This is a genomic window from Nitrosomonas sp., assembly GCF_043753625.1.
GTDB lineage: Bacteria > Pseudomonadota > Gammaproteobacteria > Burkholderiales > Nitrosomonadaceae > Nitrosomonas.
In genome coordinates, this window is sequence record NZ_JAYUWI010000155.1 from 1 (window position 1) to 25787 (window position 25787).

Sequence of the window (25787 nt, forward strand, 5' to 3'; positions counted from 1 at the left end):
ATGGCCATGGCAATTTCTCTTTGATGGGTTTGTTTGGGTCAGTATGCGCCTTATAATAGAGAAAATCGGGTTTGGCTGAAGAATCTTTCTAATCAGGTATATCTTTATATAACTTTCCTTTTCTTTGTCTTTGTCTTTGTCTTTGTCTTTGTCTTTGTCTTTGTCTCTGTCCATCGTAGCTAATCTTAAGGCTCTATCAACCATTTTGGTTTTTCCAGAACCACGATAACCAGCTATCAAATAGCTACCAGTTGATCTGGTGCTTTGCAACAGATCAACTAGTTTTTCTGTAATATTTTTTCGACCGACAAAGAATCTTTCCTGGTATTCGTCATGATGACTTCGGTCATTTGAATCATTTTCTTGGAGTGGTATAGCTATAGTGCGATATTCAGTGAAGTTGCTGGGTTTCATATAGGATTCTTTAGGTGGCAATTAGTATGCATTCTATAACACCATGGAAAAGATTCTGTAACATTCTTTATCATGTTATTATTTGCGAGCTACTAAGCCAAAACAAGCTAGTTTTGCTTGGTTCTATCGGTCGTCATTTTGATGTGATATATGCAATTTGGTCTCTCGCATACAATACTCAATCAAGATAGGGTGATTAAATTATCCAGGCAGAAAGCTTGCTGGATTTGCGATGTCTGCCATGCGCAGGGAAAGGTCATCTAGCGTGATATAAGCGCGATTGTTCTCGGATATTTTGCAAAAGCGTGTGTTTCCAATCTGGCGTGGTCCAGATCAGTAAAATGACTTTAAAGCTGGCACTCGCTTACAGAATAGATTGTTCCAGCGTGTCTTGATATTTTTATACACTCCGTCTAATCCAAAGTTAGACTTCAGAATGGTCAAGAAAGAGTGAAGTGCCAATTCAAAAGAGGGTGTGAACAATCCTAGCTTGCTGAAATAATGGCATTACGCATAAAGACCAAAAAGTGATCTTGGGCGGGATTTTGAACCGGCTGGATTGCCTCTCCGGTTCATCACTCTGCCACAATTTCAATCAACACTTCATTCGGATTGGCCGGTTCACCTTTAACGACGTGTACGGCTTTGACGACACCAGCAATCGGTGCGGTAATTTCGGTTTCCATTTTCATCGCTTCGGTGACCAATACCGGCTGTCCGGCGGTAACCCGTTGATCGACTTTGACTAACACGTCAAGAATATTACACGGCATGCTGACGACCACGTCGCCTTTGGCGGAAGGGCGTGGGCGTTTGCTGGCGATGGTACTTTTAACGGCGCCTTGCGTGCCACCGTCCAAAACAATTTCATCCAGCGTTTCGACGACGATTTCTTCCGGAACACCATCAACCATAAAATAAAAATGCCGCAGAGATTCATTTTTAGGACTGGTGCCGGTGACTTTGACGTGATAAGACTCGCCGTGTAATGCCACATTGAACTCGGTGGGTGCTTTTTGCACACCGTTGATCGTTGTCGATGCCAATTCCAAAGGTTCAGGCACCAGATGCCCGGTTGAGCGCAATTCTAGAAACTGTTTGGCGACTTCCGGGAACATGGCATAACTCAGCACGTCTTCATCATTGCGTGCCAAGTGGCCGATTTCCAGGCGCAGATGCTCAAATTCCGGTTTTAAAAGGTCGGCGGGGCGGCAGTCGATAATCTCTTCCTTACCGATCGCACGTTTTTGCAAAGCGGCATTCATCGGTGCTGGTGCTTTGCCGTAACCGCCTTGCAAATAGCGCTTCACTTCATTGGTAATGGTCTCATACCGTTTGCCGATCAGCACGTTGAGGACGGCTTGCGTGCCGACAATCTGCGAGGTTGGCGTGACCAAAGGCGGGTAGCCCAGATCTTTACGTACCTTGGGAATTTCTTCGTAGACTTCATTCATCCGGTCTAGGGCGTTACGTTCTTGCAACTGATTGGCCAAATTCGAAATCATGCCGCCCGGTACCTGAAACACATGAACCCGGGTGTCGACGCCGGTGAATTCGCTTTCGAAGCGGCGGTATTTTTTTCGCACTTCTGCGAAATATTGGTTCACTGCTTGCAGCTTGTCTAAATTCAAACCGGTATCGTATCCCGTGCCTTGCAATGCCATGACCAAGCTTTCGGTCGGCGGATGGCTGGTGCCGCCCGACCACGAGGATAGTGCCGTATCAATATACTGGCAACCGGCTTCTATTGCTTTTAACTGACACATTTCAGCAAGCCCAGTAGTGGCGTGGCAATGCAAGTGCAAAGGCAAATCGATAGCTTTTTTCAGTGCGGTAACCAGTTCGCTGGTTGCATACGGAGTCAACAGACCGGCCATATCTTTGATAGCAATCGAGTCACAACCCAATGCGGCCAAATCTTTGGCCAGCGTTACAAAGCTTTTAACATCATGTACCGGGCTGGTGGTATAGCAAATGGTGCCTTGCGCGTGTTTGCCGGATGCTTTGACGGCTTCGATGGCGGTTCTAAGATTGCGCACGTCGTTTAGCGCGTCAAAAATTCGAAAGACATCTATGCCATTTTCAGCGGCTTTTTTTACAAAAGCACGCACAACATCATCGGAATAATGGCGGTAACCGAGCAAATTCTGCCCGCGTAACAACATTTGCAGCGGTGTATTGGGCAAAGCGGCTTTAAGTTTGCTTAGACGTTCCCAGGGATCTTCCTTTAAGAACCGTAAACAGGCGTCGAAAGTCGCGCCACCCCAGCATTCCAGCGACCAATAGCCGATGCTATCCAGCATTTGACAAGCTGGCAGCATATCTTCCGTGCGCATCCGGGTGGCGATCAGGGATTGATGCGCATCGCGTAAAATGACATCGGTAATATGAACTTTTTGCATGGGTTTTCCTTGATTAACCAGTAAGCATTCCACTTACAGACCGGTATGCGAAGCCATCGCAGCGGCAATGACGCTGGCCAGCACTTCCGGCCGGGGTTTATCGGAATAATTGATGAGTTCTGGGTTTTGTTCAACAAAACCGGTATTGAATTGGGCAGCACGAAACTGCGGGTGCTTCAGTATCTTTAAATAATAAGGAATCGTCGTTTTGATGCCAAATAATCCCATATCGCGCAAGGTGCGCTCGCCACGCTTAATAACATCTTCCCAGGTCAGTGCGCTGACAATGATTTTTGCGACCATGGAATCGTAAAAAGGAGGAATCTCATAACCGGTGTAAATCGCCGTATCGGTTCGTACGCCTGGGCCACCGGGCGCATAATAACGGGAAATCCGGCCGAAACTCGGTAAGAAATTATTCTTCGGATCTTCGGCGTTAATGCGGAACTGAATCGCATAACCCCGCCGGACAATCTCTTCTTGTTTGTAGCGCAGGGGCAATCCAGCCGCCACGCGGATCTGCTCCTCGACAATGTCGACACCGGTAATCGATTCGGTAATGGTATGCTCGACCTGCACACGCGTATTCATTTCCATAAAATAAAACCGGCCGCTATCATCCAGTAGAAACTCCACCGTTCCTGCATTGGTGTAGCCGACCGACTTCGCGGCAATCACCGCAAGACCGCCGATATACTGGCGTTGTGCTTCGTCCAGTTGCGGGGACGGCGCAATCTCGATCAGCTTCTGATTGCGGCGCTGAATCGAGCAATCGCGCTCAAAGAGATGAATCACATTGCCGTGGTGGTCCGCTAAAATCTGTACTTCAATGTGCTTTGGATTAACGATGCATTTTTCCAAGAACACATCGGCGCTGCCAAACGCTTTGGTCGCTTCGGAGATCACCCGGGCATAATTGCGCTGCAGTTCATCCGCATTATCACAGCGCCGGATACCGCGCCCGCCGCCACCGGAAGTCGCTTTCAACATGATCGGATAACCAATTTGCGCCGCGACTTTCAGGGCTTCTTCCACCGAATGCAAATTGCCATCCGACCCGGGTGTCACCGGAATGCCCGCCGCTTTCATCGCATTCCGGGCTTCGGTTTTATCGCCCATGCGATGAATGACATTTGCTTCCGGGCCAATGAAAACGAGTCCGCGCTCTTTGCACGCTCGGGCAAATTGCGCATTCTCAGAAAGAAATCCGTAACCCGGATGCACCGCATCACAACCGGTTGCCAACGCCAAATCGACCAGCGCATGAATATTCAGATAGCACGCCATCGGCTCGCTGCCGATGCAATACGATTCGTCCGCTTTTTTAATATGCAGCGCAAAACGATCCGCTTCCGAATAAATCGCCACCGAACGGATGCCCATTTCGGCACAAGCGCGAATGATACGAACAGCAATCTCGCCGCGATTGGCAATGAAGATTTTACGTAACATCATTTTTTTGCCGCTTTGAAAAACGTTAATGGCGGTATTCTACCTGATCGATTCCGGTAATTTATGTGACATTTACAATCAATCTTGTTTAGGGTGGTAGTTGTTATGTTTGAACTGGCGTTTGAGCTAAAAGCCGAATGTTATGGATTTTTATGTACCAAATACTGCATGATATGATGAAACTTAGGCCGGCAAGATCAATTGAGAGTAAGGGTGAAGCATGAATCCAGTAATTTTTTTAGATACTACTTTTATTTTGATGTAATAGATATAATGTTATTTTCGAAGCTTGATTGTTGTTCAGGCTCACAAAAATGACTATCGAGTTCTTCTCCACGTCGTCTGAAGTTCGTGTGAAGCAGTCCTTTATCTCACCGACGGTGTATCTCGATCACTGGGCGATTCGCTTGTTCTCAGATAACCTTGTGCTGCAGGATCGCTTCGTAAATACTCTACGAAGTAAATGCGGAACACTGCTTCTCTCAAGCATTTCATTCAGTGAGTTTGCTGCTTCAACCGATCCTCGTCATGCTGCTGATGCGGAAGATTTTATTGAACGTCTTTTGCCCAATATCTACCTGACAGATTTTGCACTGGATAAAGTTCTTGAACGGGAACGCACTGAGCCAAACAACGCAAAACGTTTTTGGCCCTCTGCAGACCTTCCGCAGCTAAAGCTGTTCGCCGAACGTGCGCAAGATGCACTTCTCGGATTTACTATGCGAGGCTTCATCACACTGGCACACGAGAACCGAGCTGATATCGCCGCGGTGACCGTGGAAGTTATTCAACAGATCAAAAGTGGGATCGAGGCTGCCCTGGCAGATTCTTCCTACGTCGCTAAAGCTAGAACAATACAGCCCACTGATGTTCGTCCTCGTACCCTTGTTATCCTTGGCGAGTTGATGCGCGGTTTTTACTTGGATCCTGTTGCACCGATTTCTGACAACGATGTTGTCGATATGCTTCATGCGGTTATGCCAATAAACTGTTGCGATTACGTTCTTCTAGATGGTGCGTGGGCAGAACGGGTAGAGAAGATGAAACAACGCATTATGAAAGTAGATTCAAACATGCCTATAGCAAAGTGCTTCTCAAAACGAAACCAAGGTGTACAAGCATTTCTTAACGACCTTGAGGCATTCGATCAAAGCACTCTGGTCAACCCCGCAATTCCTTGATGAGTTCTAACCCGCCGGATGAGCGACCAACAAAAAGTTGGGTCGCTGGGGTCGTATCTTGCATTTGCAGAAATTGATAAAACCATGCAGGCCGCTTTTTATATGATTTCTGCTACGACGAAATACAATCAGTGCTTACTTTTGCGTCGAATAAATGAGAATCCTTGGGGCCTGTCGGACGGTAGATGTCTAATAGTTTTACAGCAATTGCATGTTTTTAGAGTACACTATTTGCCATGAAAAATATTTCAATTGCCGACATTCTCAAGCTTCCAGTGCAAGAACGGATCCGTCTCGTTGAGCTTATCTGGGATAGTGTTGCAGCCGTACCTGAAGAAGTGGAAATTTCACCCGAGCTAAAAGCCGAACTTGAAGCGCGCTTGGCCGAGTTTGAAGAGAATCCGGAAGCTGGGTTTTCATGGGAACAAATCAAATTTCGCCTTAACGATGGTTTATGGCGTTCCGTCTGAAGTTTTCTGCACGTACTTTGCGCGAAATTGGTGAAGTGCAAATGTGGTGCAAAATACAGAATCCAGGCCTTGGCAAGGCACTGCAGCTAAATAAGAATTGCCCGAAATTTTTCTAGTTATTTTTCAACTGATCAATCACCACTTGGCGGATATCGGTGTTTTCTCCCGGATTAACAATGACGAAATCCGGATTGCCGGGTTTCAGATAATCCAAACCATGCTCTTTCCCTGAAGCGAGAAAATCATTGATCGCCAGTTTATAAGTTTTCGTGGGATCTACTGAGACGCCGTTAATCAGCCAGGTACCGTTAATCTGTTGCGCATTGGTGGATTGCAGAAAGCCACCTGAGCCTGTATTCGCTGCACCTTGATTCAGTACTTTTAACAGCAGATCGCCTTTTATCGCAGCCAACTGAACTTTGCCGCCGAAAGGCAGCACGCGGATGATATCGTAGACGGTAATTTGACCCGCAGGCAGTACATCGTCAATGCGGATCGAACCGCTGTTGTGAAGCGAGAGTTCGGCTTCCGGGTAGGGGCGCAGCAGGCTTTGGGCGATCAGTTCGGTGAGATTGGTTTTGCGGGTGCGTACACTGGATTCCAGTCCATCCAATGTTTCGGTGGTGGTCGTGACTACGGCTTCAGGCTCAAATCCCTGTTCGCGGAAGGCAGCGAAGGCGATGCTCATCCATTTATCGACGACTGCCTTGACGCTAGGATCTTCCGTCAGGGTGTCGTTGATCGGTACAAAAGTGGGTTTGATTTCAGTTTTGCCGGTTTGCGGATCGAAATAAAGGTCGACCACGTACACCGAGCGCACATTGGCATCGGCCTTCAGAATCGGTGTGAAATTCCCGCGCCAGTTCTGGTAGTTGACGTGTTCATGTCCACCCAGTAGTAATCCGATTTGTGGATTTTTTTGTAGCAATTCGATGTCGTCTTCGATGGTTTGGTGTGTTAAGGCAATAATGAAATCGGAATGCTCGCCGAGTTGCTTGATTTGCTCGTTGGCTACTGTCAAGGGTTCGGAATAACTGACATAGTCAGGCTTGTTAATGGGAAGAGTTAACCCAAACATACCGATCCTGAAAGATTTCCCACTTTTCTTGCCGGTAACTGAAATAACGAGATTTTGATTGACGCCTGAGAATGGACGACCATTCGCGGCAAATACATTGCTCGATACCCAGGTAAATTTTGCTTCTTGCATCCGCTGATGGAATTGACTCTCCTTGATATCGAACTCATGATTGCCAAAAGTCGCGTAGTCAAGCTCGAAGTGATTCAGAACATCCACCATTTGCCGTCCGGCCAATCGATCGCCTTCATACTGTGCTGTGCCGATTGCAGATGGGCTGAATAGGTCTCCGCCTAATGTAGTGATGGTATTTGGGTTGCGTGCCAGCAACTGTTTGCGTAATGTGGCAACCCGTGCAATTCCGCCTTCTTTGCCGCCACTAACCGGTGTAATTTCATAAATATCCTGAAAGTGTAGAATCGTTACGTGAATCCTGTCATCATCAATATGTGCAGAAGGTGTTGCGGTGCAAGTAGTCAGTGTAAACGCGAAGAGTACAGCTAACAGAATGGCGTATGGTTTTTTCATGATGGTTTCCCGGTTTTTATATCGCTGTTATAGTAAGTATTTCTGCAAGTGTATGACAAGTTGTAAGAAATTTACAGTATGAAGCCTTATTCCTGATATTGGTGTCTGTTTTGCAGCGCAGCCAATATTTGCTTTGTTTTGTTTGGTCGCAATAAAGTTTTGATGATTTGGTAGTCAGATTGCTAGTATTGTTGTTATCAGCGACGGATTCTTAATATAATCAGGAACTGTCGCAGCACTTAATAAAAATACAATTCACCAAGATTGGTGACATCAGCACGGGCCTCGAATAGAAATAATCCGGGATCATGTAATGCGAGGAGCGGAAAGTCACACGATTTATTAATAGATTCAAAATTTATCATTACACATGCATGTGTTTTTGTTCTTGACCATACTGATTAATAAATTCAAATACAAAGGGGAATTATCGTGAAACAATATTTTATAGCGTCAGAAAAACGGTTTTTATTTCTTTATTCAGCTTTGGTTCTTCTCATCGGAATACTATCTGGCTGTAAGGTGGGCCTGATTCCGGAGGCCGAGCAGAGTCGCCATGCAGCTACTGTTGAACAAGATCAATTAGGCGATAGTTATACAGAGGTCAAGTATCTGGATCAGGGTTGGAATTCTGCCGACAGTTTGTGGTTCTACTACACCACACAAGGATCAAACCTGATGCCCTATGATTTCTTCCTGGCATTGGAGAAGGTGGGAAAACCTCAGCTTTTCCGCTCTGATGAGAATATGAATTTCTATCGTTATTTACCCCAGAAGGCCTCATCGAGCAACCCAGATGCGTTACCTGTCGGCTGGGTCAAGGATGATTACAAGGGCAAAGAGTATGTCGGTTTAACTTGTGCCGCATGCCATACCGGGCAAGTAAACTATAACGGTGTAGGTATCCGTATTGATGGCGGTCCGGCTACCGCGGATATGGAAAACATCATGAAAGATATCGCAAAAGCTTTGAAACATACGCGTGAAAATGCAGAAGCCTCGCAGCGGTTTGTCAAAAATGTACTGGCAAAGGGAAATTACAAATCGGAGGCCGAAATACTCGCCGATCTTAGTAAGTATGAACAGCGCATTTATGATTATACCGTGATCAATCATAGCCCAACTGCCTATGGCTATGCACGACTGGATGCCTTTGGACGTATTTATAATCGTGTGCTTGAACATATCATCAATGAAAGAGAGTTAAGAGAGTTGTTGCGTGATCCTAAGATCATGCGGGATCAAGTGATGACCAAGGAACAAATCGACGAGATCATACCAAAGGACGTAGGTAAAGTGATGTCGGGAGAGCAACGTGATCATGTGATGGAACGTCTTAGCAAGCATCTTACTAAATGGCAATTAGGGCGATTGCGCCATGCATTGTTCAATGCACCTGACGCACCCGTTAGCTATCCTTTCTTATGGGACATTGCTCAGCACGATTATGTGCAATGGAATGGGATAGCGGACAATGCTGGGTTAGGGCCAATTGGTCGAAATGCGGGTGAAGTGATTGGCGTATTTGGCACACTTGACTGGAAGGAAGAAAAAAGAACGACATTATCATCAATTATCGGCGGACAAAGCGATGGCATCACGCAAGTTAGCTTTGATTCTTCTGTAAATGTGCAAAACTTGCACAGAATTGAATCACACCTGATGAAATTAAATTCTCCTGTATGGCCAGAGGAGATTCTAGGCGAAATCAATAGGGAAAAAGCTGCTCGGGGTAAAACATTGTTTGACGAGTATTGCGAGGCCTGTCATGCCAGGATTGATCGCGAGGACCCAAATCGTCGTATCATCGCTAATATGACAAAAGTCAATTTTGTAGGAACGGATTCCGCTATGGCTAAAAACAGTTTCACAGCTCAGGGCTATTCTGGTATTTTGCGCAACCAGTATGTAGGCCTTGGTGTAGGTAATATTTTACTGGATAAGCAGGCTCCTGTTGCGGCCTTGCTGACTCAAGCAACTACAAATGTGGTGGCTACTCCTGACCCCGATAAATGGTTTTTTCAACGTTGGACGGATTGGATTGTTAATCTTGCAAAAGCATTTTTTGAAAATGAGATTAAATCTTCCATTAAGCATGGCAATTATGATCCGGATACGACAGTTAGTCCCTTGGCCTCACTGAATGCCTATAAGGGGCGATCTTTGAATGGTATCTGGGCAACGGCACCTTATTTACACAATGGTTCTGTGCCATCACTTCATGATTTGTTACTACCCAAGAAACGTGAAGGTGATCCAGAAGAGGGTGAATACCGTCCTGATCAGTTTAAAGTTGGATCACGTGAATTTGATCCGACAAAAGTCGGACTAAAGAGTAGTGATAAGGGTTTCACTTTTGATACCAGTTTTCCTGGTAATAGCAATGCTGGTCACGAATATGCATCCGGTAAAACAGCACAACCTAATGGGGAAATTTTAAAGCCACTTAACAAAGAACAGAAAGATGATTTGCTGGAATATCTCAAGACTCTATAATTAATAATAGGAAGTCCCCTGGTTTTTCCGGAGGACTTCCAGAGGTTCCACACATTACGTCAGCTGTCGTAACGTTCTCTGTAAACCACAGCGGTAAAAAAATATTCCGGATTGACCTGCGGCAGAAGTGAGGATTTGATTGAGTGATCTTACTGGAATCAATACGAGACCTTCTATAATCAGCTTTTCGGCCTGTTGCTTCCAGGAATTGTCGCGACGAATTATAGATCGTCACAGCGAGATTCCCAGAAGGCAAGATAGACTACAAATCCGGCTTGTTCCAGAAATCCTATGATCTACTGGGGGTTATACAATAATGCTCTTGATTTCTTGTAGCAGCTTAGCGCTATTTATGAAGGGTAAATCAGCTGTAATACAAAACTCAGTGTTCTATAACCCAAATTTGCTTGTGATTTTTAGCTATAGAACACTGATAAACTTTCACTCGACTCTAGTAACTTGATTTTTCTGTGGTTGATCTAGCTTGACCGCCACCTTCCTGATCGCCTGCAGGTATTTGATGGAAAGGTTGAATAGTTTTACCGTAAGCCGCAGGATCAGGAGATTCTGGGGCTGTCGGTTTGCCGCCGCAAGCAATTAAGGTCAAAATTGCTGACGCTGCCAAAAAACGCGTAACTCTCATGTAAAGCCTTATGAATATTAGTTAATAATTAATTTCTCAGTCACAACGATTCTCAGAATACTGATTACAGTCATAGGAGACATTGATCTTAATCAAACTAAATCAATCTCGACATCAAAAATCCATCTAAATCTTAGCGGCAGCTAATTTTTAAGGACTATATGATCAGTGGTGTGGATCAGAATACGTTCTCATTGCCATTGAATGACTTTATAAAACCATTGACACGTTGCACGGACTGTAACTGTAAATTAACAGAAATTGGCAAACATCAAATCGAGAACCGCCTAACGTCCTTGACAAGGAAGTGTTATGACAAATTTCTGATTTATCCAGAGTGTGGTCAGATTTACTGATAAAGCGGCACACTCTGTGTGCCTATAGCATCTGACCGATGCGTTGGAAAGCATTAGTATTATTCAGTTGACGGACCGGAAATAATATTTTCTTGCAACTGGGATGTGTATCAGCATCGGTCTACTTTTTATTCAGCACCCATTCAGATTCTGCTTGCTATTATGGTAATAAATACAAAGATATTTTTAATGGATTGTCCAGTGAGCATTGCTTAGGAATAAACTCCAGGGCAGCCGTTAAAAATAAGATCAATTTTTATTGTTTCATAATATTGATGATTGAGGCTGATATGAAAAAATTCAAGTTAATTTGCTTAGCTATCATACTCTGTGGGGTGTTTTTAGCACCTCCGGCAGGAGCAGAGGGAGATGGCGGTGGGGGCGATGGCGGAGGCTCCGATGGGGGGGGCGGCGACTTCGGAGGCGATTACGGTGGTGCTGATTTCGGAGGGGACTACGGGGGAGGCGATTATGGCGGTGGTTACGACACCAATGGCTACTCTGGCTATGGTGATTCTGATCAAAGTAATTTTGATCAGAATGGTTACGATCAAAGTGATGCTTTTTATCAGGATGATGGATTTAATCAACCGGAAGATTTTGGATTGGCCGATGACCCAGGTCAGGGAAATGACTTTGATCAAACTGGTGCATTCGGTCAGTCCAATGATTCTTATCCGAGCGATAGTGTAGATCAGAGTATTGGATCACAACAGAATGATGGATTCGCGCAGGAGCCACTTCGAAACGAACTTGCAACTGTACCTACAGACTCTACTGGAGCTGCTGGGTCTTCTGATTCTGCTGGGGTCAATCAATCGAGTCAGGACAATGGCGTTACTCAAGGCGATTCTTCGACTCAGACGGTGAATATTGACAATAATAATACTGACCAGAATCAAAACTCTGGACATGATCATCACGGTGGAGGGCACCATCACCATGGTGGATTTGATTCAGGATTCGGGTTAGGCCTGGGTGTCGGATTGGGATTTGGATTCGGTCCATGGGGTCCTTTTAGTCCATTCGGTCCTTTTGGAGGCTTTGGCTATTATGGTTTTGGTGTGCCGTTTAGTAGTTTTGGCTTTTACAATAATCGGGTGGGTGTTGGGTTCTCTAATAACGTTGGTTTCGGACCTTATCGATATTTTGATCCTTACTATCCACTAGGTGGCTATCCTGCAGTGGTTGCAGCGTCTCCGGTGTTTTCGGCACCGATGGTTGCAACTCAACCCAGGGCGCCAACTTATGTTCAGCAAAATCAAGTTTCTAGGCCCGCTCCCGTACAGAATAGAAATTACTGGCATTATTGCCGTAACCCTGAAGGATACTATCCTTATGTCAAGGAGTGTGCAGGAGAATGGATCAAGGTGCCTCCGCAACCTTCTTGATTATTTAAACGAGTGCGTCAGCAGAATGAGGAGGTAGCCTCTGTTCTTACCCACTTGGTTTCGTTTGATTAAATTTCATCAAGGAAAGAAACGGCAGAATTATTTGATATGGCTAATTATTTCCCAGTCTTCAATATTTCCCGCAGTTTCGTTAAAAATAGGATGGATTCTTATCTCGCTGACTTCTTTGAATCGAGCATAGCGCTGAGGATTTCTATCTTTCAGTTTTCCCAATAAGTGTCTGAATTCGTATTCCAGTTGTCCGTTGGTGATTGTAATTTTTTCTGTACAACGCTGATCAGTGATTTTATTTCTATCAAAGTGATAACCCCGGCTTTCTGCTTCATCTGCAACAAACCCCAAATATGCAGCGATAGCACCAACAGGATTTGTTGTATTCTTGAATCTTGTTAATTGAGGGTGATTTTTATATCCCTTGGTATGGCCTTGCAGAACCTTCTGAGCTAATAGACCTTCGCGCCACAAGGCTACTAAACCTTTAGCATCTAAATAATAGGGATGTATTGACCAAAGTCGCATAATAATCGATTGAATTTACTTTGGGTTTCTTGCAGATTCAATCTTAAACATATTGTCTTCTTGATTTTGGCGATATTCATTATTCTAATAATACACTGGGCAGAGCATTTTCGGGTATGAAAGACAGATAACATCACGATAAGTTGTTAATCTTTTTATCTTTTAGATAAGCTGAATCGTTCCGATGTCGAGATCTATTGGTAAGGTAAGAAACCTGATATATTTGCCCTTTATACTTGAACAGGAAATACGATGAATAGTTTCTCTAAATATGTGGCCAGTGCTTTGTTTGCAACCCCGATGATGGCTATGGCAGCCGTAGATCTCGTGGAGAATGGCAGCTTCTAAGTTGATTCGCAAGCGAGCAGTATCTGGAATATCTATAATTCGTTGAACGGGTGGACGCGGGTAGCCCAAGCATCGAACTGCGCAATGATATTACTGGAACTGCTTATGAGGGGAGCAATTTTATCGTATTGGATACCTATTCGAACAGCTCGTTGTCGCAATTTCTGATCAGCACTCCTGGTCTGTATCAACTGAGCTTCTGGTATTCAGTTCGCCTGAGTACGGCTACCACTAATGATCTTACATTCACGGTTGATGATCTGCTCCTGTGACTGTGTTAAATGGTGTTGGTAGTGCAGAGAGTGGTCACAATTAGTTAAATTATTCGACTATCATTAACTTTGATGGAAATGGCTTGCTTACTTTTAACGCCAGTGGAATAAGCGATAGCTAGGGTAGTTCCCTCGATATGGTTTCATTTGCCAGTCCTATACCCGAGTCAGAAACCTACGTCATGCTGTTAATCGGACTTGGATTGAGACGATTCGCAAAATCAATCATTAAAGGATTTTAATAAATTGACTGAAACCATTAAAGTATCACTTTGTATAGGAATTCAGAATGAAGAGAAAACAGATAGTAAACGTGATCGCTTTCCTGATGATACTGCCGCTGTTATCAGGTTGTTGGACTCTCGTGGTTGCCGGTGCAGGTGCTTATGGCGGGTATAAAATGAAAGAAAACGGCTATACCCTACAAAACCCGATTACCAAGGAAAAGAAATCGAGCAAGTAAGATTTCTGGCGGTAGGGTTGTAGCCAAGGACTACTTAGCCTTTGCTTTAGAATTTTCAGAATCTTCCTTGTGCCGGAAACTTTCATATATCATCAGCGCGGCACCGATAAAGATGGCGGAATCGGCGATATTGAAAGCTGGCCAGTGATAGGTGCCGATGTAGAAGTCCAGAAAATCGACCACATGACCCAGCGTTACGCGGTCATATAAATTCCCTAAAGCACCGCCTAAAATCAGGCTCAATGACATACAGAATAATTTCTCATGTTTGTATTTATTGAGCAGGTAGACGATCAATAGGGCGGCACTGCCCGCGATAGTGCTTAGGAACCAACGCTGCCAACCGGATTCCTCGCTCAGAAAGCTAAAGGCCGCACCGGGATTGTAGGTCAGTACCAGGTTAAAAAAGCCAGTTAATGCGATTTTCTGGCCAAATTCCAAGGCAGACTCTACCCAATACTTGCTGGCAAGATCCAGAACCAAAACGATCAAAGCAATGCTCAGGCTGATGTAAAGCTTCATGGTGAAAAATTTCCGGTAAATAAGTGTAGGCTTTACGCGAAGTGACGTTCTTCACCGTTGCCATAAAGGTTGGTGACGCAACGCTCGCACAAGGTGGAATGTTCTGCATGATGCCCGACATCTTGGCGATAATGCCAGCAGCGTTCGCATTTTACATGCGTGCTGGATACTACAACAATACTTTCCTGTTGCGGGCCGCTGACCTGAATTAGATGGACTTCAGAAACAATCAACACGAAGTGCAAATCATCGCCCAGTGCCCTGAGTAGGGTGAAATCGTCACTGTTGGCGTGAATCTCGACCGTCGCTGCCAATGAGGAGCCGATTTCTCCTTGTGTGCGAGAATCTTCCAGTTTTTTCAGTACTTGCGAACGTAAAGTGCGTATTCTCGCCCAGCGCTGTTGTAATAACTGGGTATCCGGTTGCGCTGGAAAGGCATGCCAGTGATGCAGTAACACGCTGCCTTCTGTGTCACCCGTCAGATGTTCCCATACTTCTTCCGAGGTAAAACTTAGAATGGGTGCAAACAGGCGAATCAGGCTATGTGCGATATGGTATAGCGCGGTTTGTGCCGAGCGGCGTGGTGTGCCTTTGGCTGCTGCAGTGTACAAGCGATCCTTAAGGATATCCAGATAGAAGCCGCCCAAGTCTTCAGAGCAGAAATTGTGCAGTTTATGTACCACTTGATGGAATTCATAACGATGATAGCTTTGTGTCAAATCTTCTTGGAAAGAATCGGTAAAAGCCAGCATGTAGCGGTCAATTTCCAAGCAGTCAGTGACAGAAACCAGATCGATCTGTGGATTAAAGTCCATGAGATTAGCGAGTAAAAAGCGCAGTGTATTACGGATGCGCCGATAGCTCTCGACTACTCGTTTCAGAATTTCTTCGGAGATGGACAGTTCACCGGAATAATCGGTTGAAGCTACCCACAAACGCAAAATATCGGCGCCGGAAGTATCCATCACTTTCTGTGGTGCGATGACGTTTCCTTTGGATTTGCTCATTTTATGACCGTTACCATCTACCACAAATCCGTGTGTGAGCAGCGAATCATAAGGGGCGCGGCCATTAATGGCACAGCCGGTCAGCAGCGAAGACTGGAACCAGCCGCGATGTTGGTCGGAACCCTCCAGATACAAGTCAACCGGGTATTTGAGTTGGGCATCCGGCTTAACGACGGTGTCGTGTGTGGTGCCGGAATCAAACCAGACATCCAGCGTATCGGTTAGTTTTTGGTAATCCCTGGCTTCTTCCCCAAGTAATTCAGCGGCATCGAGTGCAAACCAAGCTTCGATGCCCTGTTGTTCCACTTTTTGCGCTACTTGCTCGAATAGTTCGAGCGATCGTGGGTGCGGTGAATGGGTTTCTTTATGCACGAAAAGGGCCATCGGAACGCCCCAGTTACGTTGGCGCGAAACGCACCAATCCGGACGGTTCTTAATCATCGCTTCTAAGCGAGCCTTGCCCCATGCCGGGTAAAATGCAGTGGACTCGACAGCCTGCATGGCCAGTTCATGCAGGGTTTTTTTCTGCGCAGTTGCATCGATTGTGCCGTGTAGATTCATGCCAATAAACCATTGTGGCGTGGCGCGGAAAATGATGGGTGTTTTATGGCGCCAGCAATGCGGATAACTGTGCTCGATTTTTTTCAGGCAAAACAGATGCCCGCTGGTTTTGAGTGTTTCAGTAACCACATCGTTGGCTTTCCACACCGAAAGACCGCCAACCAAAGGGGTACTGGTATTAAACTTGCCATTGCCGTCAACCGGACTTTCGTTGGGTAAACCATAATTTTGGCCGACAAAATAATCATCTAGACCATGCGCTGGTGCTGTATGCACAAGGCCCGTGCCGGCTTCCAACGTAACATGCTCGCCGCAAATGATTTTGACCGTGCGCGGTTCGAACGGATGTTGTAGTTTTAAATTTTCAAGACTGATTCCCGTGCAGGGGATACCGTCGTGCTCAATGGCGATCAAGCTGTAGCGCTCTAGACAAGCTTGCTTTAGTTCGGCTGCGAGGATCAGCCAGCCGCGTGTTGTTTTTATCAGTTCATAATCAAGATCCGGGTGAACGCTGACCGCCTGGTTGGCCGGTAGTGTCCAGGGCGTGGTAGTCCAAATGATGGCATAAACGGTGTCATTTTCAGGGATCAAGATGCCAAAGACGTCGCAGAGCGATTGGTGCTCGGATGATTGCACGGTAAAACCTACATCAATCGCGGGTGAGGTTTTATCTTCATATTCCACCTCGGCTTCAGCTAGTGCTGAGCCACAATCGATACACCAATTGACAGGTTTCTGACCCTGATACAGGTAACCACTCTGATAAATCTTTCCCAGTGCACGAATAATATCGGCTTCTATTTTGAAGTTCATCGTGAGATAGGGATTGTCCCAATCACCCAGTACGCCCAGGCGGATGAAATCTGCTTTCTGGCGCTCTACTTGTTCCTTGGCAAAAGCACGGCAAAGCTCGCGCACTTTATCAGCCGGTAAATGTTTGCCATGTTTTTTCTCAATTTGATGCTCAATGGGTAGTCCATGACAATCCCAACCCGGAATATACGGTGCATCGAAGCCGGCCAATGTTTTACTTTTGATGATGATGTCTTTGAGAATTTTGTTGACCGCATGACCGATGTGAATATCGCCGTTGGCATATGGGGGTCCGTCGTGCAGAATGAATTTTGGACGTCCTTTGCTGGCGGAGCGGATTTTCTGATACAGATTCTTTTCTTGCCAGGCTTTTAGCATATCCGGTTCGCGGCTGGCCAGATTGCCGCGCATCGGGAAGGGTGTATCGAGTAAATTGAGAGTTTTCTTATAATCGGTCATGAAATGTTAAATTAATGGGTTAAAGGACGCTACCAGCTACTTTAATGGTTTTGAACTGTCAGAAAAAAGTCTTTTGCTTGCACGACATCTTTTTTAATTTGAACAATGAGTGTGTCGATATCCGCATATTTTTCTTCGTCACGTAGCTTGTGCAGAAAATCGACTTGTAAATGTTGCCCGTAAATGTCCTGGTTAAAGTCAAACAAATGTACTTCCAATACAGGTTTTCCATTTTTATGGATTGTCGGTCTTACGCCCAGACTAGCAACGCCGGGAAGTACTGTTGCTGGTGATGATTGGATAGCACCGTGTACGGCAACAACAAAAATGCCTGAGAGTGGCGGATGATTATATTTCAACTGGATATTTGCTGTTGGAAATCCGATTTGTTTGCCTAATTTATCACCATCAATTACACGTCCACTGATGCTGTATGGTCTGCCCAGGAATTTTCCTGCCATATTAAGATCACCGGTGGCAAGTGCCTGCCGGATAGCCGTGCTTGAAATACGCTGATTGTCAATGGCGATACTGGGCATGACTTCTACGGAGAAACCATTTGCTGCGGAATGGGCTTGCAACATGGAAAAATCACCCGCACGTCGTGCACCAAAACGAAAATCATCGCCCACAAGCAACCAGCGGACAGACAGCTCTTGATTCAGAATGTGCGTAATAAATTGTTCTGGGCTGATTCTGGCAAAATCATAATTGAAGCGGCAAACATGGATACAATCGACTTCTGCCTGGATTAAGTATTTCAGTTTTTCCCGCAAACTGGTCAGGCGAGCAGGCGCTTGATCTGGAGCAAAAAATTCACGTGGATGCGGCTCGAAAGTCATCACGCAGGCAGATAGTCCAAGCTGCTTAGCAGCATCCTTCAGACGAATAAGCATTGCATGATGGCCTAAATGAACGCCATCAAAGTTGCCTATGGTCATTGCAATCGGCGTTTTTGCGCGTATCGACGACCTTCGCCAAGTATGCATGAGCAGGAAACCCTAAAATTAGTAATTCTAGCTTGTTTCAGGCGAACAGGTCTAGTTTGTATCCGGTTATTATGACTATTGAGTATTTGCCAAATAGACCAACAGTGAGTAATCTAAAGGAAAGCAGAATAGTTTTTGCGCTGGTCTGTTAATTTGTTATATTTCATCTATTGCCTTTGTTTCTTCGCGGTTACCCAATTGAAGCCTTCCTATCAGTCAGTAAAATCCAGTGAAAGAAAAGATCAGATCCTGCAAGCTTTGGCCAGGATGCTGGAGTATCCGCAGAGAAAGAGGATTACCACCGCAGCGTTAGCTGCTCAGCTGGAAATTTCAGAATCATCGTTGTATCGTTGTTTTTCCAATAAATCACAGATGTTTGAGGCTTTGATTGAATTTATTGAACGAACATTGTTTTTACTGATTAACAAAATTCAGCAAGATGAAAATTGTGGCACAAAGCAGATCGAAAAATTATTGTTACTGTTATTAGGTTTTTCGCAAAAGAATCCGGGCATGACGCGTATCCTGATCGGTGATGTGCTGGTAAATGAGAATGAACATTTGCAGTTACGTATTAATCAGTTGCATGATCGGTTGGAAGCCACTTTAAAACAGGCACTAAGGTTTGCTGTCAGCGAGCATCAAATAACCACTAACCTTGATGTTGCGGCACAAGCCAATTTATTCATGTGCTTTGTTGTTGGCCGCTGGTATCAGTTTGTGAAAAGTGAGTTCAAGCGTGACCCACTCGCAAACTGGGAAGTGCAGCGGCTGAATTTGCTTCCTGCAGAGATTCTCTAAAGCGTGAGAATTCAGCGGATTACTGGGTATCAGCATCGGCAAATGCTGATGAAGGACATACCGGACAGGCTGGATCTTTGTTTAGTTTGATCGTGCGCCAATTCATAGTGAGGCTATCCAATAACTGTAAGCGGCCATTCAGACTTTCTCCAATATTTAGTAGGATCTTTAGTGTCTCTGCAGCTTGCATGCAGCCGATAATGCCAACTAACGGCGAGAATACTCCCATTATTGCACAAGGCATGTCTTCCTGTTCTCCGGCGGTAATTGGATATAAACAGTGATAACAAGGACTATCAGCATGGCGTAAATCAAATACGCTGACTTGGCCATCAAAACGCACTACAGCACCGGAAATCAAAGGTTTCTTTTGCGTAACGCAAGCTTGATTAATATCATAGCGTGTGCTGAAGTTGTCGCTAGCATCGACCACGGCATCCACTCCTGTGGCAAGTTGTAACAGTTTTGTCGCGTCGACCTGCTCCTGGATTGTGATGACGTTGACTTCCGGATTAATTCTGGTGAGTGTTTGCTTTGCTGAGAGAACTTTTGCTAGGCCGATCGAACTGCTGTCATGGATAATTTGTCGCTGCAGATTGGTAAGATCAACCCGATCACTATCACAAATGATCAGGTTGCCCACTCCGCTGGCAGCAAGGTACAGCGCTATAGGAGAACCTAAACCGCCAGCGCCGACAATTAATACGCGTGATTGATTGAGCTTCTCCTGCCCCGCAATATCAATTTGCGGGAGCAGGATATGACGGCTATATCGAAGTAGCTGGTTATCATTCACGATCCTTGTGAATCAGCTGTCGCTTTCATCGCTCTTTTTTTCAGGTGGTGCAGTAATACCCTTAAAGTAATTCATGGCTTGAGTTAGCAAAAGATCTTCCGCCGAGCCAAATTCGATAGGGGTTTTATTCTTCTCGTCTTTATTCTTACTAGCTTTTTTCTTGTTTACAGGTTTTTTTGTTGCTTTAACTGTATCAGAGTCAGCATTCTTTGTTTCCGCCTTTTTACCACTCGTTAAATGACGATTCAGATCCGCTTCACGCAAGCGTTGATCATCACCGCTATCGGCTTCATCCAGAATATCGGGAGTAATTCCTTTTGCCTGGATAGACTGGCCATTGGGCGTGTAGTAGCGCGCAGTTGTCAACTTGATTGCTGTGTTATTTCCTAATGGTAATATCGTTTGAACAGATCCTTTACCAAACGTTTGTGATCCCATTACTACAGAACGTTTATGATCTTGCAAGGCGCCTGCCACAATTTCCGATGCTGAAGCAGAGCCGCCATTGACCAATGTAATCATCGGTACGGTTTTGACTTCAGAAGGTAATCCTTTTAAATAATCCGCATCAGGACCGCGCAGATAATACTCAGGGTTGGCATGCAATTTCATTTTTGCATCGGGGCTGCGTCCTTCTGTGTATACAACCAGTGCGTTTTCTGGCAGAAAAGCGGCGGATACGGCGACAGCGCCATTCAGTAATCCACCTGGATCATTGCGCAGATCCAATATTAATCCTTTCATGGATCCAGTATTCTCAGCAAAAAGTGTCCTGATAGCTTGTGCGAGATTCTCACCGGTTTGTTCTTGAAACTGCGTGATACGGATATACGCATAACCAGGTTCGATCATTTTCGATTTAACACTTTGGATTTTTATAATGTCACGTACTAAATTAAAGACCAGTGGTTCTGTCTCACCTTCCCGCACGATAGTAATCTTTATGGGAGTATTGGGTTTGCCACGCATGAGCTTAATTGCATCATTCAAAGTCATACCTTTTACGATGGTATCATCCAGTTTTACAATCAGATCACCGGTTTTGATACCTGCACGAAATGCGGGAGTATCTTCAATCGGTGAAATTACTTTTACGACACCGTCTTCCATGGTGACCTGAATGCCTAACCCACCGAACTCACCTTGCGTTCCGATTTGCAGCTCTTTGTAATCGTCTTTATCCAGGTAGGATGAATGGGGATCCAGTCCGACCAACATGCCATTGATAGCTTCAGTAATCAGTTTTTTGTCTTCAACGGATTCGACATAATCACTTTTGATGCGGCCGAACACCTGAGCGAATGTACGTAATTCTTCGATCGGCAGCGGGTGAATCGCCTCGATATTATCTTTCTTGGCAATAGCAGAGAAATTCAAACTGAGCATTATTCCAGCGATTGCACCAATTAGAATTAAACCTGTTTTCTTGATTATGTTACTCATTATGCTATCTCCGCACTGATCAAATTTATGTAAATGGCTGCTATGTTCATTCTATTTTTATCCACGTTAAAGGGTCAAACGGCTTACCTCCATGACGAAGTTCAAAGTATAAACCTGAATCTGGATTACCACCGCTATTTCCAACTGTTGCAATCGTATCGCCACCACGAATAGTATCACCCACTTGTTTGTGGAGTGTTGCGTTGTTGCCATAAAGACTCATATAGCTGTTTCCATGATCCAAAATTATCAGATTACCAAAACCTCTCAACCAGTCTGCAAATACTACTCTTCCGCCTGAAATGGCTTTAATTTCACTGCCATCAGGCGACTGAATAAACAGTCCTTTCCAAGAAATATACTTACCTGAGCGTTGACCACCAAAAGTGTTTACAAGTTTCCCTCGCACGGGCAAATTTAATTTGCCTTTGAGCGTTGAGAATGGAGAACCTGTTGTAGAAGCATCTGGGAGTTTATTGTTAGACAATGTGTTCGTGGATTTTTCTTGAATAAGTAATTTATTTATCTCATTAACTAAATTGGTTATGCGCTTTTCATCACTCTTGAGTTTATTAATTTCTTGTTGCTGTTGGGTAATTTGATCAGATACCTGCGAGAGTATAGCCTGATGTTTGGTTTTTTCTTGTTCAAGCTTTTTGTGTTGATTGAAATATTCAGCTTGAATAGCAGTTATTTCGTCTTTCTTTTGACGGCTGGTTTGTGTTAGTACTTTAATTTCATCTTGATTATTCTGAAGATTCTTGATAATACCCGAACGGGTGAGTGAAAGTTTCTGGTAATAATAGATATTCCGTGCACCCTGATTAGGGTTTTGCTGGTTCAACACTAGTTGTAAATAATCTTGCTGGCCCCCCACATATTGTTGGTAGAGCAACTTTTCTAGTTGATTTCGTTCGGTTTCTATTTTATCTTTGATTTGGCCGTGTTGTATTTGCAGTTGTTTGTATTCTTCGTTGGCTTGTCGGTCATTTTCAATGAGTTTGCTCAATCTGAGCGTGATATTGTTGACTGCGCGCTCAGTTTTCTGTAATTCGGCCGTTGTGCCCTGTTTTAATGCTTCCTTGCTTGCTAAATCTTTTTGTAGAGATTGGATACGTTCACGCAATAGCTTAAGATTTTCCTGGTTGTTTGAAAACGCTGAGAGCGGATAGAAAAATGTCAATACGCATAACATCAGCATTAGTTGAACATACTGCGTAGGAATAGAATTAAACGTATCAACTTCCAGATTGGTATGATTTATTCGAAATAGTGTATGGTTTACACTCATATCTGAATAAGTGAATCGGATGTGTTTTAAACTGCTGATTTACCTTGCTTAGCTACAATTTGCATAGCCTCCTGAATTTCGCTCTGATTTCCCAGGTAATAGTTCCGAATTGGCTGCATATTGTCATCTAATTCATAAACCAATGGGATGCCGGTTGGGATGTTGCAGTTCAATATTTCTTCATCAGAGATATTATCCAAATACTTAACCAGTGCTCGTAAAGAATTCCCATGTGCAGCAATGATAACGCTTTTTCCAGACTGAACTTGAGGTGCTATAACCGTATTCCAATAGGGTAAAAATCTTGCGACCGTATCTTTTAGGCACTCGGTCAAAGGTATGTCGCCATGCGGTAGATCTTTATATCGCGAATCAGTACCGGCATAGCGATCATCATCGATGGTTAATGCAGGCGGACTGACATCATAGCTCCTTCGCCATATTAAAACTTGCTCATCACCATATTTGGCTGCAGTTTCAGCTTTATTCAATCCTTGCAGGGCGCCATAATGCCGCTCATTTAATCGCCAAGTGTGTTGTACTGGAATCCACATCTGATTCATTTCGTCAAGCACTATCCACAAGGTGCGAATGGCACGTTTAAGAACTGATGTATACGCGATATCAAATGCAAATCTATGTTCTCGTAAGAGCTTCCCGGCATTTCGAGCTTCCTGTAAGCCTTGGGGTGTTAAATCAACATCTGTCCAGCCAGTAAATCGATTTTCTTTATTCCAGGTACTTTCTCCATGGCGAAGGAGAACAATTTTTTTCATATTGACCTTTTTGTGAAAAAGGGGCAGCAATTAGTGTTAAAGATACTGATATTTTATTATACTTTTAGCTGTAAACACAGCATCTGACTGATTCTTTTGTGCGAATAAAAGGTAAGTAAGGTGCTTTTTTGTGGAAAATGATGACGGATTTTTATTTTTTTCTGGCAATAGTTCATAAAACAGATTGGGTATAATTAATTCCAGGATTAATTACTATTAATTGATATGCATGATGTTACTATGCGTGGGCTTTAACGGCAGGATTAAGGAAATCCCGTAATTTTCCAGTTTCTGATAAAATTAACATTTAAAGAACAGAATAAAGCTTATATGGAATTATCATTATTTCAAGATCATTTTCTTTTTAAATTAGAAAATTTCCTCTTTCTTATGACAGCAATAATTAGTGGCTTATTACTGCTGTGGCCATTGGTAATGCGTCGTGGCATCAAGGAAATCGACACGCTTGCAGCCGTACAATTGATAAATTACCAGGATGCATTGGTGTTGGATGTCCGGGATGATAGTGAGTATGCGACAGGCCATTTGCCGAACTCAAAACATATTCCATCTGAAAAGATTGAGGAGCGTTGGGTAGAGTTGCAAAAATTTAAGGACAAGCCCATTTTGATGATATACCCTGGTGGTATTCGATCCAATCATGCCAGCCTGATTCTAAGGAAGAACGGTTTTCCTCAAGTAATTAATCTGATGGGCGGTATTGACGCCTGGAAGCGTGCCGGCTTACCTATGGTTAAGCGATAGAGAATTGAATGCCCAAAGTAATTATGTACACAACGGGTTTTTGTCCTTACTGCAAAATGGCAGAGAGTTTGTTGCGCTCAAAAGGGGTTCAGGAAATTGAAAAAATACGCATCGATCTTGAGCCGACCCAGCGTGCTGAGATGATGGGTAGAACAGGTCGACGTACTGTGCCACAGATTTACATTGGTGAAAGACATGTGGGGGGGTATGACGATTTAACGCAACTGGATCGTAAAGGCGAATTGGCAGCATTGCTGGCAATTTGATCCGCAGGATGGGTTGATGCGATAACAATTAATAGTATAAACTTTTTAATTCACTACTGGAAAAAGTAAATATGAGTGAGCAACAGCAACCAGTTTTTGCCATAGAAAAGATCTATGTGAAGGATCTGTCCTTGGAGATTCCCAATGCGCCCAATATCTTTCTGGAGAAAGATACGCCTGAAATCAACTTGCAGCTCGGAACAAAGAGCCAAAGTATTGATGAGGGATTGTACGAGGTACTGTTAACGGTAACGGTAACAGCTAAGATTAAAGACAAAATAATGTTTTTGGTTGAGGTTCAACAGGCGGGTATTTTTCGTATTCGTCATGTGCCTGATGGTGAAATTGACCCGGTACTGGGCATAGGGTGCCCTAATATTCTTTTTCCTTATTTACGTGAAACGGTATCGGATATTGTGACACGAGCTGGCTTTCCGCCCGTTATTCTCAATCCAGTAAATTTTGAAGCCATTTATCAGCAAAAAAGAGCAGAAACGAATACGAATCTAAATTAGAAACCCGGAACCTGGAGGTGAATATACTAATGAGAAAAAGCCTGCTGATTGAGTTATTCTGGTTGAAAAGCAGCCTGCGTGTTTTGCTGACCACTATCTTGTTGCATCTTCCCGGTTTCGTAGCTGCTGAAATGGAATTTTTTTCACTAGCTGAGAATGCTGTTGTTATGTATGATGCGCCATCGCTTAAAGCCGATAAATTATATGTAGCAGGCCGATATCTTCCGGTCGAAGTCGTAGTGGATGTAGATGGATGGGCAAAAGTACGTGACAGTAGCGGGAGTCTTGCCTGGGTTGAAAAGAAAGTCTTAAGCCAACAGCGGTATGTTGTTGTGACGGTACCATTAGCTAATATTTATCAGTCGGCCGATATGAGCTCGGGATTGGTATTTCAAGCCGAGGAAAATATCGTTATGGAATGGATGGATTCTGATGTTAAAGGCTGGGTAAAAGTACGGCATCTCGATGGGCAGACTGGCTATGTCAAAGTCAATCAGGTCTGGGGTTCATGAGAATTGCTGTACTGGGTGCAGGTGCATGGGGGTCGGCATTAGCAATTAGTTTATCTGCACGTCATCAGATCAGTTTGTGGTCAAAAGATCCAGATCATGCGATTGAAATGGATAGTCAGCGTATTAATCACAGTTTCTTGCCGGGTTATTCATTACCCGAATCTTTGAAAATCACATCAACACTCAATGAAGCATTGGATACTGCAGATCTTGCTTTAATTGTTGTACCCATCGTAG

Annotated in this window: 26 protein-coding genes; 13 read left to right on the plus strand and 13 right to left on the minus strand. The window is 44.3% G+C overall.

All coding sequences use genetic code 11. The features are described 5' to 3' along the window. The 3 genes from ACH10T_RS12800 to ACH10T_RS12810 form a co-directional block, all read right to left on the minus strand. On the minus strand, positions 1 to 414 hold a 414-nt coding region (locus ACH10T_RS12800; protein WP_394809648.1), incomplete at its 3' end, for an ATP-binding protein. Between the two features lie 575 nt (positions 415 to 989). Continuing rightward, the gene (gene oadA, locus ACH10T_RS12805; protein ID WP_394809649.1) at positions 990 to 2816 is read right to left on the minus strand and encodes a sodium-extruding oxaloacetate decarboxylase subunit alpha; all 1827 of its coding nucleotides are present in this window, start codon (positions 2814 to 2816) and stop codon (positions 990 to 992) included. 33 nt (positions 2817 to 2849) lie between these two features. Beyond that, entirely contained in the window at positions 2850 to 4268 is a 1419-nt protein-coding gene (locus ACH10T_RS12810) for an acetyl-CoA carboxylase biotin carboxylase subunit (RefSeq protein WP_394809672.1), read from the minus strand. A gap of 314 nt (positions 4269 to 4582) precedes the next feature. Between ACH10T_RS12810 and ACH10T_RS12815 the strand changes: the two genes are divergently transcribed. Both ACH10T_RS12815 and ACH10T_RS12820 read left to right on the plus strand, forming a co-directional pair. Beyond that, on the plus strand, positions 4583 to 5449 hold the full coding sequence (locus tag ACH10T_RS12815) for a hypothetical protein (RefSeq protein WP_394809650.1): 867 nt from the start codon (positions 4583 to 4585) through the stop codon (positions 5447 to 5449). 236 nt (positions 5450 to 5685) lie between these two features. After that, complete coding sequence (locus tag ACH10T_RS12820) at positions 5686 to 5919, plus strand: addiction module protein (RefSeq protein ID WP_394809651.1); 234 nt, start codon at positions 5686 to 5688, stop codon at positions 5917 to 5919. Between the two features lie 112 nt (positions 5920 to 6031). Here the strand turns inward: ACH10T_RS12820 and ACH10T_RS12825 are convergent, their stop codons facing one another. After that, positions 6032 to 7525, minus strand: coding sequence for a bifunctional metallophosphatase/5'-nucleotidase (locus tag ACH10T_RS12825; RefSeq protein ID WP_394809652.1), 1494 nt, complete (start codon positions 7523 to 7525; stop codon positions 6032 to 6034). Positions 7526 to 7957: 432 nt separating this feature from the next. On the opposite strand from ACH10T_RS12825, the gene ACH10T_RS12830 reads away from it, so the two are divergent. Beyond that, positions 7958 to 10021 (plus strand): di-heme-cytochrome C peroxidase, encoded by a 2064-nt coding sequence (locus ACH10T_RS12830; RefSeq protein ID WP_394809653.1) that lies wholly within the window; start codon positions 7958 to 7960, stop codon positions 10019 to 10021. A gap of 451 nt (positions 10022 to 10472) precedes the next feature. Here ACH10T_RS12830 and ACH10T_RS12835 read toward each other — a convergent pair whose 3' ends face one another. Continuing rightward, positions 10473 to 10664 (minus strand): hypothetical protein, encoded by a 192-nt coding sequence (locus ACH10T_RS12835; protein WP_394809654.1) that lies wholly within the window; start codon positions 10662 to 10664, stop codon positions 10473 to 10475. Positions 10665 to 10825: 161 nt separating this feature from the next. Here ACH10T_RS12835 and ACH10T_RS12840 point away from each other — a divergent pair, with 161 nt between their 5' ends. Then, positions 10826 to 11020, plus strand: coding sequence for a Mut7-C RNAse domain-containing protein (locus ACH10T_RS12840; protein ID WP_394809655.1), 195 nt, complete (start codon positions 10826 to 10828; stop codon positions 11018 to 11020). Positions 11021 to 11310: 290 nt separating this feature from the next. After that, positions 11311 to 12411 carry a hypothetical protein gene (locus ACH10T_RS12845; RefSeq protein ID WP_394809656.1) on the plus strand — a complete coding sequence of 367 codons (1101 nt, stop codon included), beginning with the start codon at positions 11311 to 11313 and terminating at the stop codon, positions 12409 to 12411. 99 nt (positions 12412 to 12510) lie between these two features. On the opposite strand, the gene ACH10T_RS12850 is transcribed toward ACH10T_RS12845, so the two are convergent. Beyond that, complete coding sequence (locus ACH10T_RS12850) at positions 12511 to 12951, minus strand: pyrimidine dimer DNA glycosylase/endonuclease V (RefSeq protein ID WP_394809657.1); 441 nt, start codon at positions 12949 to 12951, stop codon at positions 12511 to 12513. Between the two features lie 398 nt (positions 12952 to 13349). Between ACH10T_RS12850 and ACH10T_RS12855 the strand changes: the two genes are divergently transcribed. Both ACH10T_RS12855 and ACH10T_RS12860 read left to right on the plus strand, forming a co-directional pair. After that, the gene (locus tag ACH10T_RS12855) at positions 13350 to 13571 is read left to right on the plus strand and encodes a hypothetical protein (protein WP_394809658.1); all 222 of its coding nucleotides are present in this window, start codon (positions 13350 to 13352) and stop codon (positions 13569 to 13571) included. A 289-nt stretch (positions 13572 to 13860) separates the two neighbouring features. After that, positions 13861 to 14034: a hypothetical protein gene (locus ACH10T_RS12860; protein WP_394809659.1), complete on the plus strand. Its 174-nt coding sequence runs from the start codon at positions 13861 to 13863 to the stop codon at positions 14032 to 14034. A 30-nt stretch (positions 14035 to 14064) separates the two neighbouring features. Here the strand turns inward: ACH10T_RS12860 and lspA are convergent, their stop codons facing one another. The 3 genes from lspA to ACH10T_RS12875 are packed head-to-tail and all read right to left on the minus strand — an operon-like array spanning position 14065 to position 18385. After that, complete coding sequence (gene lspA / locus ACH10T_RS12865) at positions 14065 to 14556, minus strand: signal peptidase II (RefSeq protein ID WP_394809660.1); 492 nt, start codon at positions 14554 to 14556, stop codon at positions 14065 to 14067. Positions 14557 to 14588: 32 nt separating this feature from the next. Further along, on the minus strand, positions 14589 to 17396 hold the full coding sequence (gene ileS, locus ACH10T_RS12870) for an isoleucine--tRNA ligase (RefSeq protein ID WP_394809661.1): 2808 nt from the start codon (positions 17394 to 17396) through the stop codon (positions 14589 to 14591). 41 nt (positions 17397 to 17437) lie between these two features. Next, a complete protein-coding gene (locus ACH10T_RS12875; protein WP_394809662.1) occupies positions 17438 to 18385 on the minus strand; it encodes a bifunctional riboflavin kinase/FAD synthetase in 948 nt (315 codons plus the stop codon). A gap of 198 nt (positions 18386 to 18583) precedes the next feature. Here ACH10T_RS12875 and slmA point away from each other — a divergent pair, with 198 nt between their 5' ends. Beyond that, on the plus strand, positions 18584 to 19186 hold the full coding sequence (gene slmA / locus ACH10T_RS12880; protein WP_394809673.1) for a nucleoid occlusion factor SlmA: 603 nt from the start codon (positions 18584 to 18586) through the stop codon (positions 19184 to 19186). Positions 19187 to 19205: 19 nt separating this feature from the next. Here slmA and ACH10T_RS12885 read toward each other — a convergent pair whose 3' ends face one another. The 4 genes from ACH10T_RS12885 to gpmA form a co-directional block, all read right to left on the minus strand. After that, the gene (locus tag ACH10T_RS12885; protein WP_394809663.1) at positions 19206 to 19982 is read right to left on the minus strand and encodes a HesA/MoeB/ThiF family protein; all 777 of its coding nucleotides are present in this window, start codon (positions 19980 to 19982) and stop codon (positions 19206 to 19208) included. Between the two features lie 12 nt (positions 19983 to 19994). Further along, positions 19995 to 21425 (minus strand): S41 family peptidase, encoded by a 1431-nt coding sequence (locus tag ACH10T_RS12890; protein ID WP_394809664.1) that lies wholly within the window; start codon positions 21423 to 21425, stop codon positions 19995 to 19997. A 46-nt stretch (positions 21426 to 21471) separates the two neighbouring features. After that, positions 21472 to 22551, minus strand: a complete 1080-nt coding sequence (locus ACH10T_RS12895) for a murein hydrolase activator EnvC family protein (protein WP_394809665.1) — start codon at positions 22549 to 22551, stop codon at positions 21472 to 21474. Positions 22552 to 22742: 191 nt separating this feature from the next. Then, on the minus strand, positions 22743 to 23492 hold the full coding sequence (gene gpmA / locus ACH10T_RS12900) for a 2,3-diphosphoglycerate-dependent phosphoglycerate mutase (RefSeq protein WP_394809666.1): 750 nt from the start codon (positions 23490 to 23492) through the stop codon (positions 22743 to 22745). A 390-nt stretch (positions 23493 to 23882) separates the two neighbouring features. Between gpmA and ACH10T_RS12905 the strand changes: the two genes are divergently transcribed. The 5 genes from ACH10T_RS12905 to ACH10T_RS12925 form a co-directional block, all read left to right on the plus strand. Next, positions 23883 to 24257: a rhodanese-like domain-containing protein gene (locus ACH10T_RS12905; RefSeq protein WP_394809667.1), complete on the plus strand. Its 375-nt coding sequence runs from the start codon at positions 23883 to 23885 to the stop codon at positions 24255 to 24257. Between the two features lie 8 nt (positions 24258 to 24265). Then, positions 24266 to 24523, plus strand: a complete 258-nt coding sequence (gene grxC, locus ACH10T_RS12910; RefSeq protein WP_394809668.1) for a glutaredoxin 3 — start codon at positions 24266 to 24268, stop codon at positions 24521 to 24523. A 71-nt stretch (positions 24524 to 24594) separates the two neighbouring features. Beyond that, entirely contained in the window at positions 24595 to 25038 is a 444-nt protein-coding gene (gene secB, locus ACH10T_RS12915) for a protein-export chaperone SecB (RefSeq protein WP_394809669.1), read from the plus strand. Between the two features lie 29 nt (positions 25039 to 25067). After that, positions 25068 to 25550: an SH3 domain-containing protein gene (locus tag ACH10T_RS12920; protein WP_394809670.1), complete on the plus strand. Its 483-nt coding sequence runs from the start codon at positions 25068 to 25070 to the stop codon at positions 25548 to 25550. Continuing rightward, positions 25547 to 25787: NAD(P)-binding domain-containing protein (locus ACH10T_RS12925; RefSeq protein ID WP_394809671.1), on the plus strand; the 241-nt coding region annotated here is incomplete at its 3' end. The genes ACH10T_RS12920 and ACH10T_RS12925, both read left to right, overlap by 4 nt.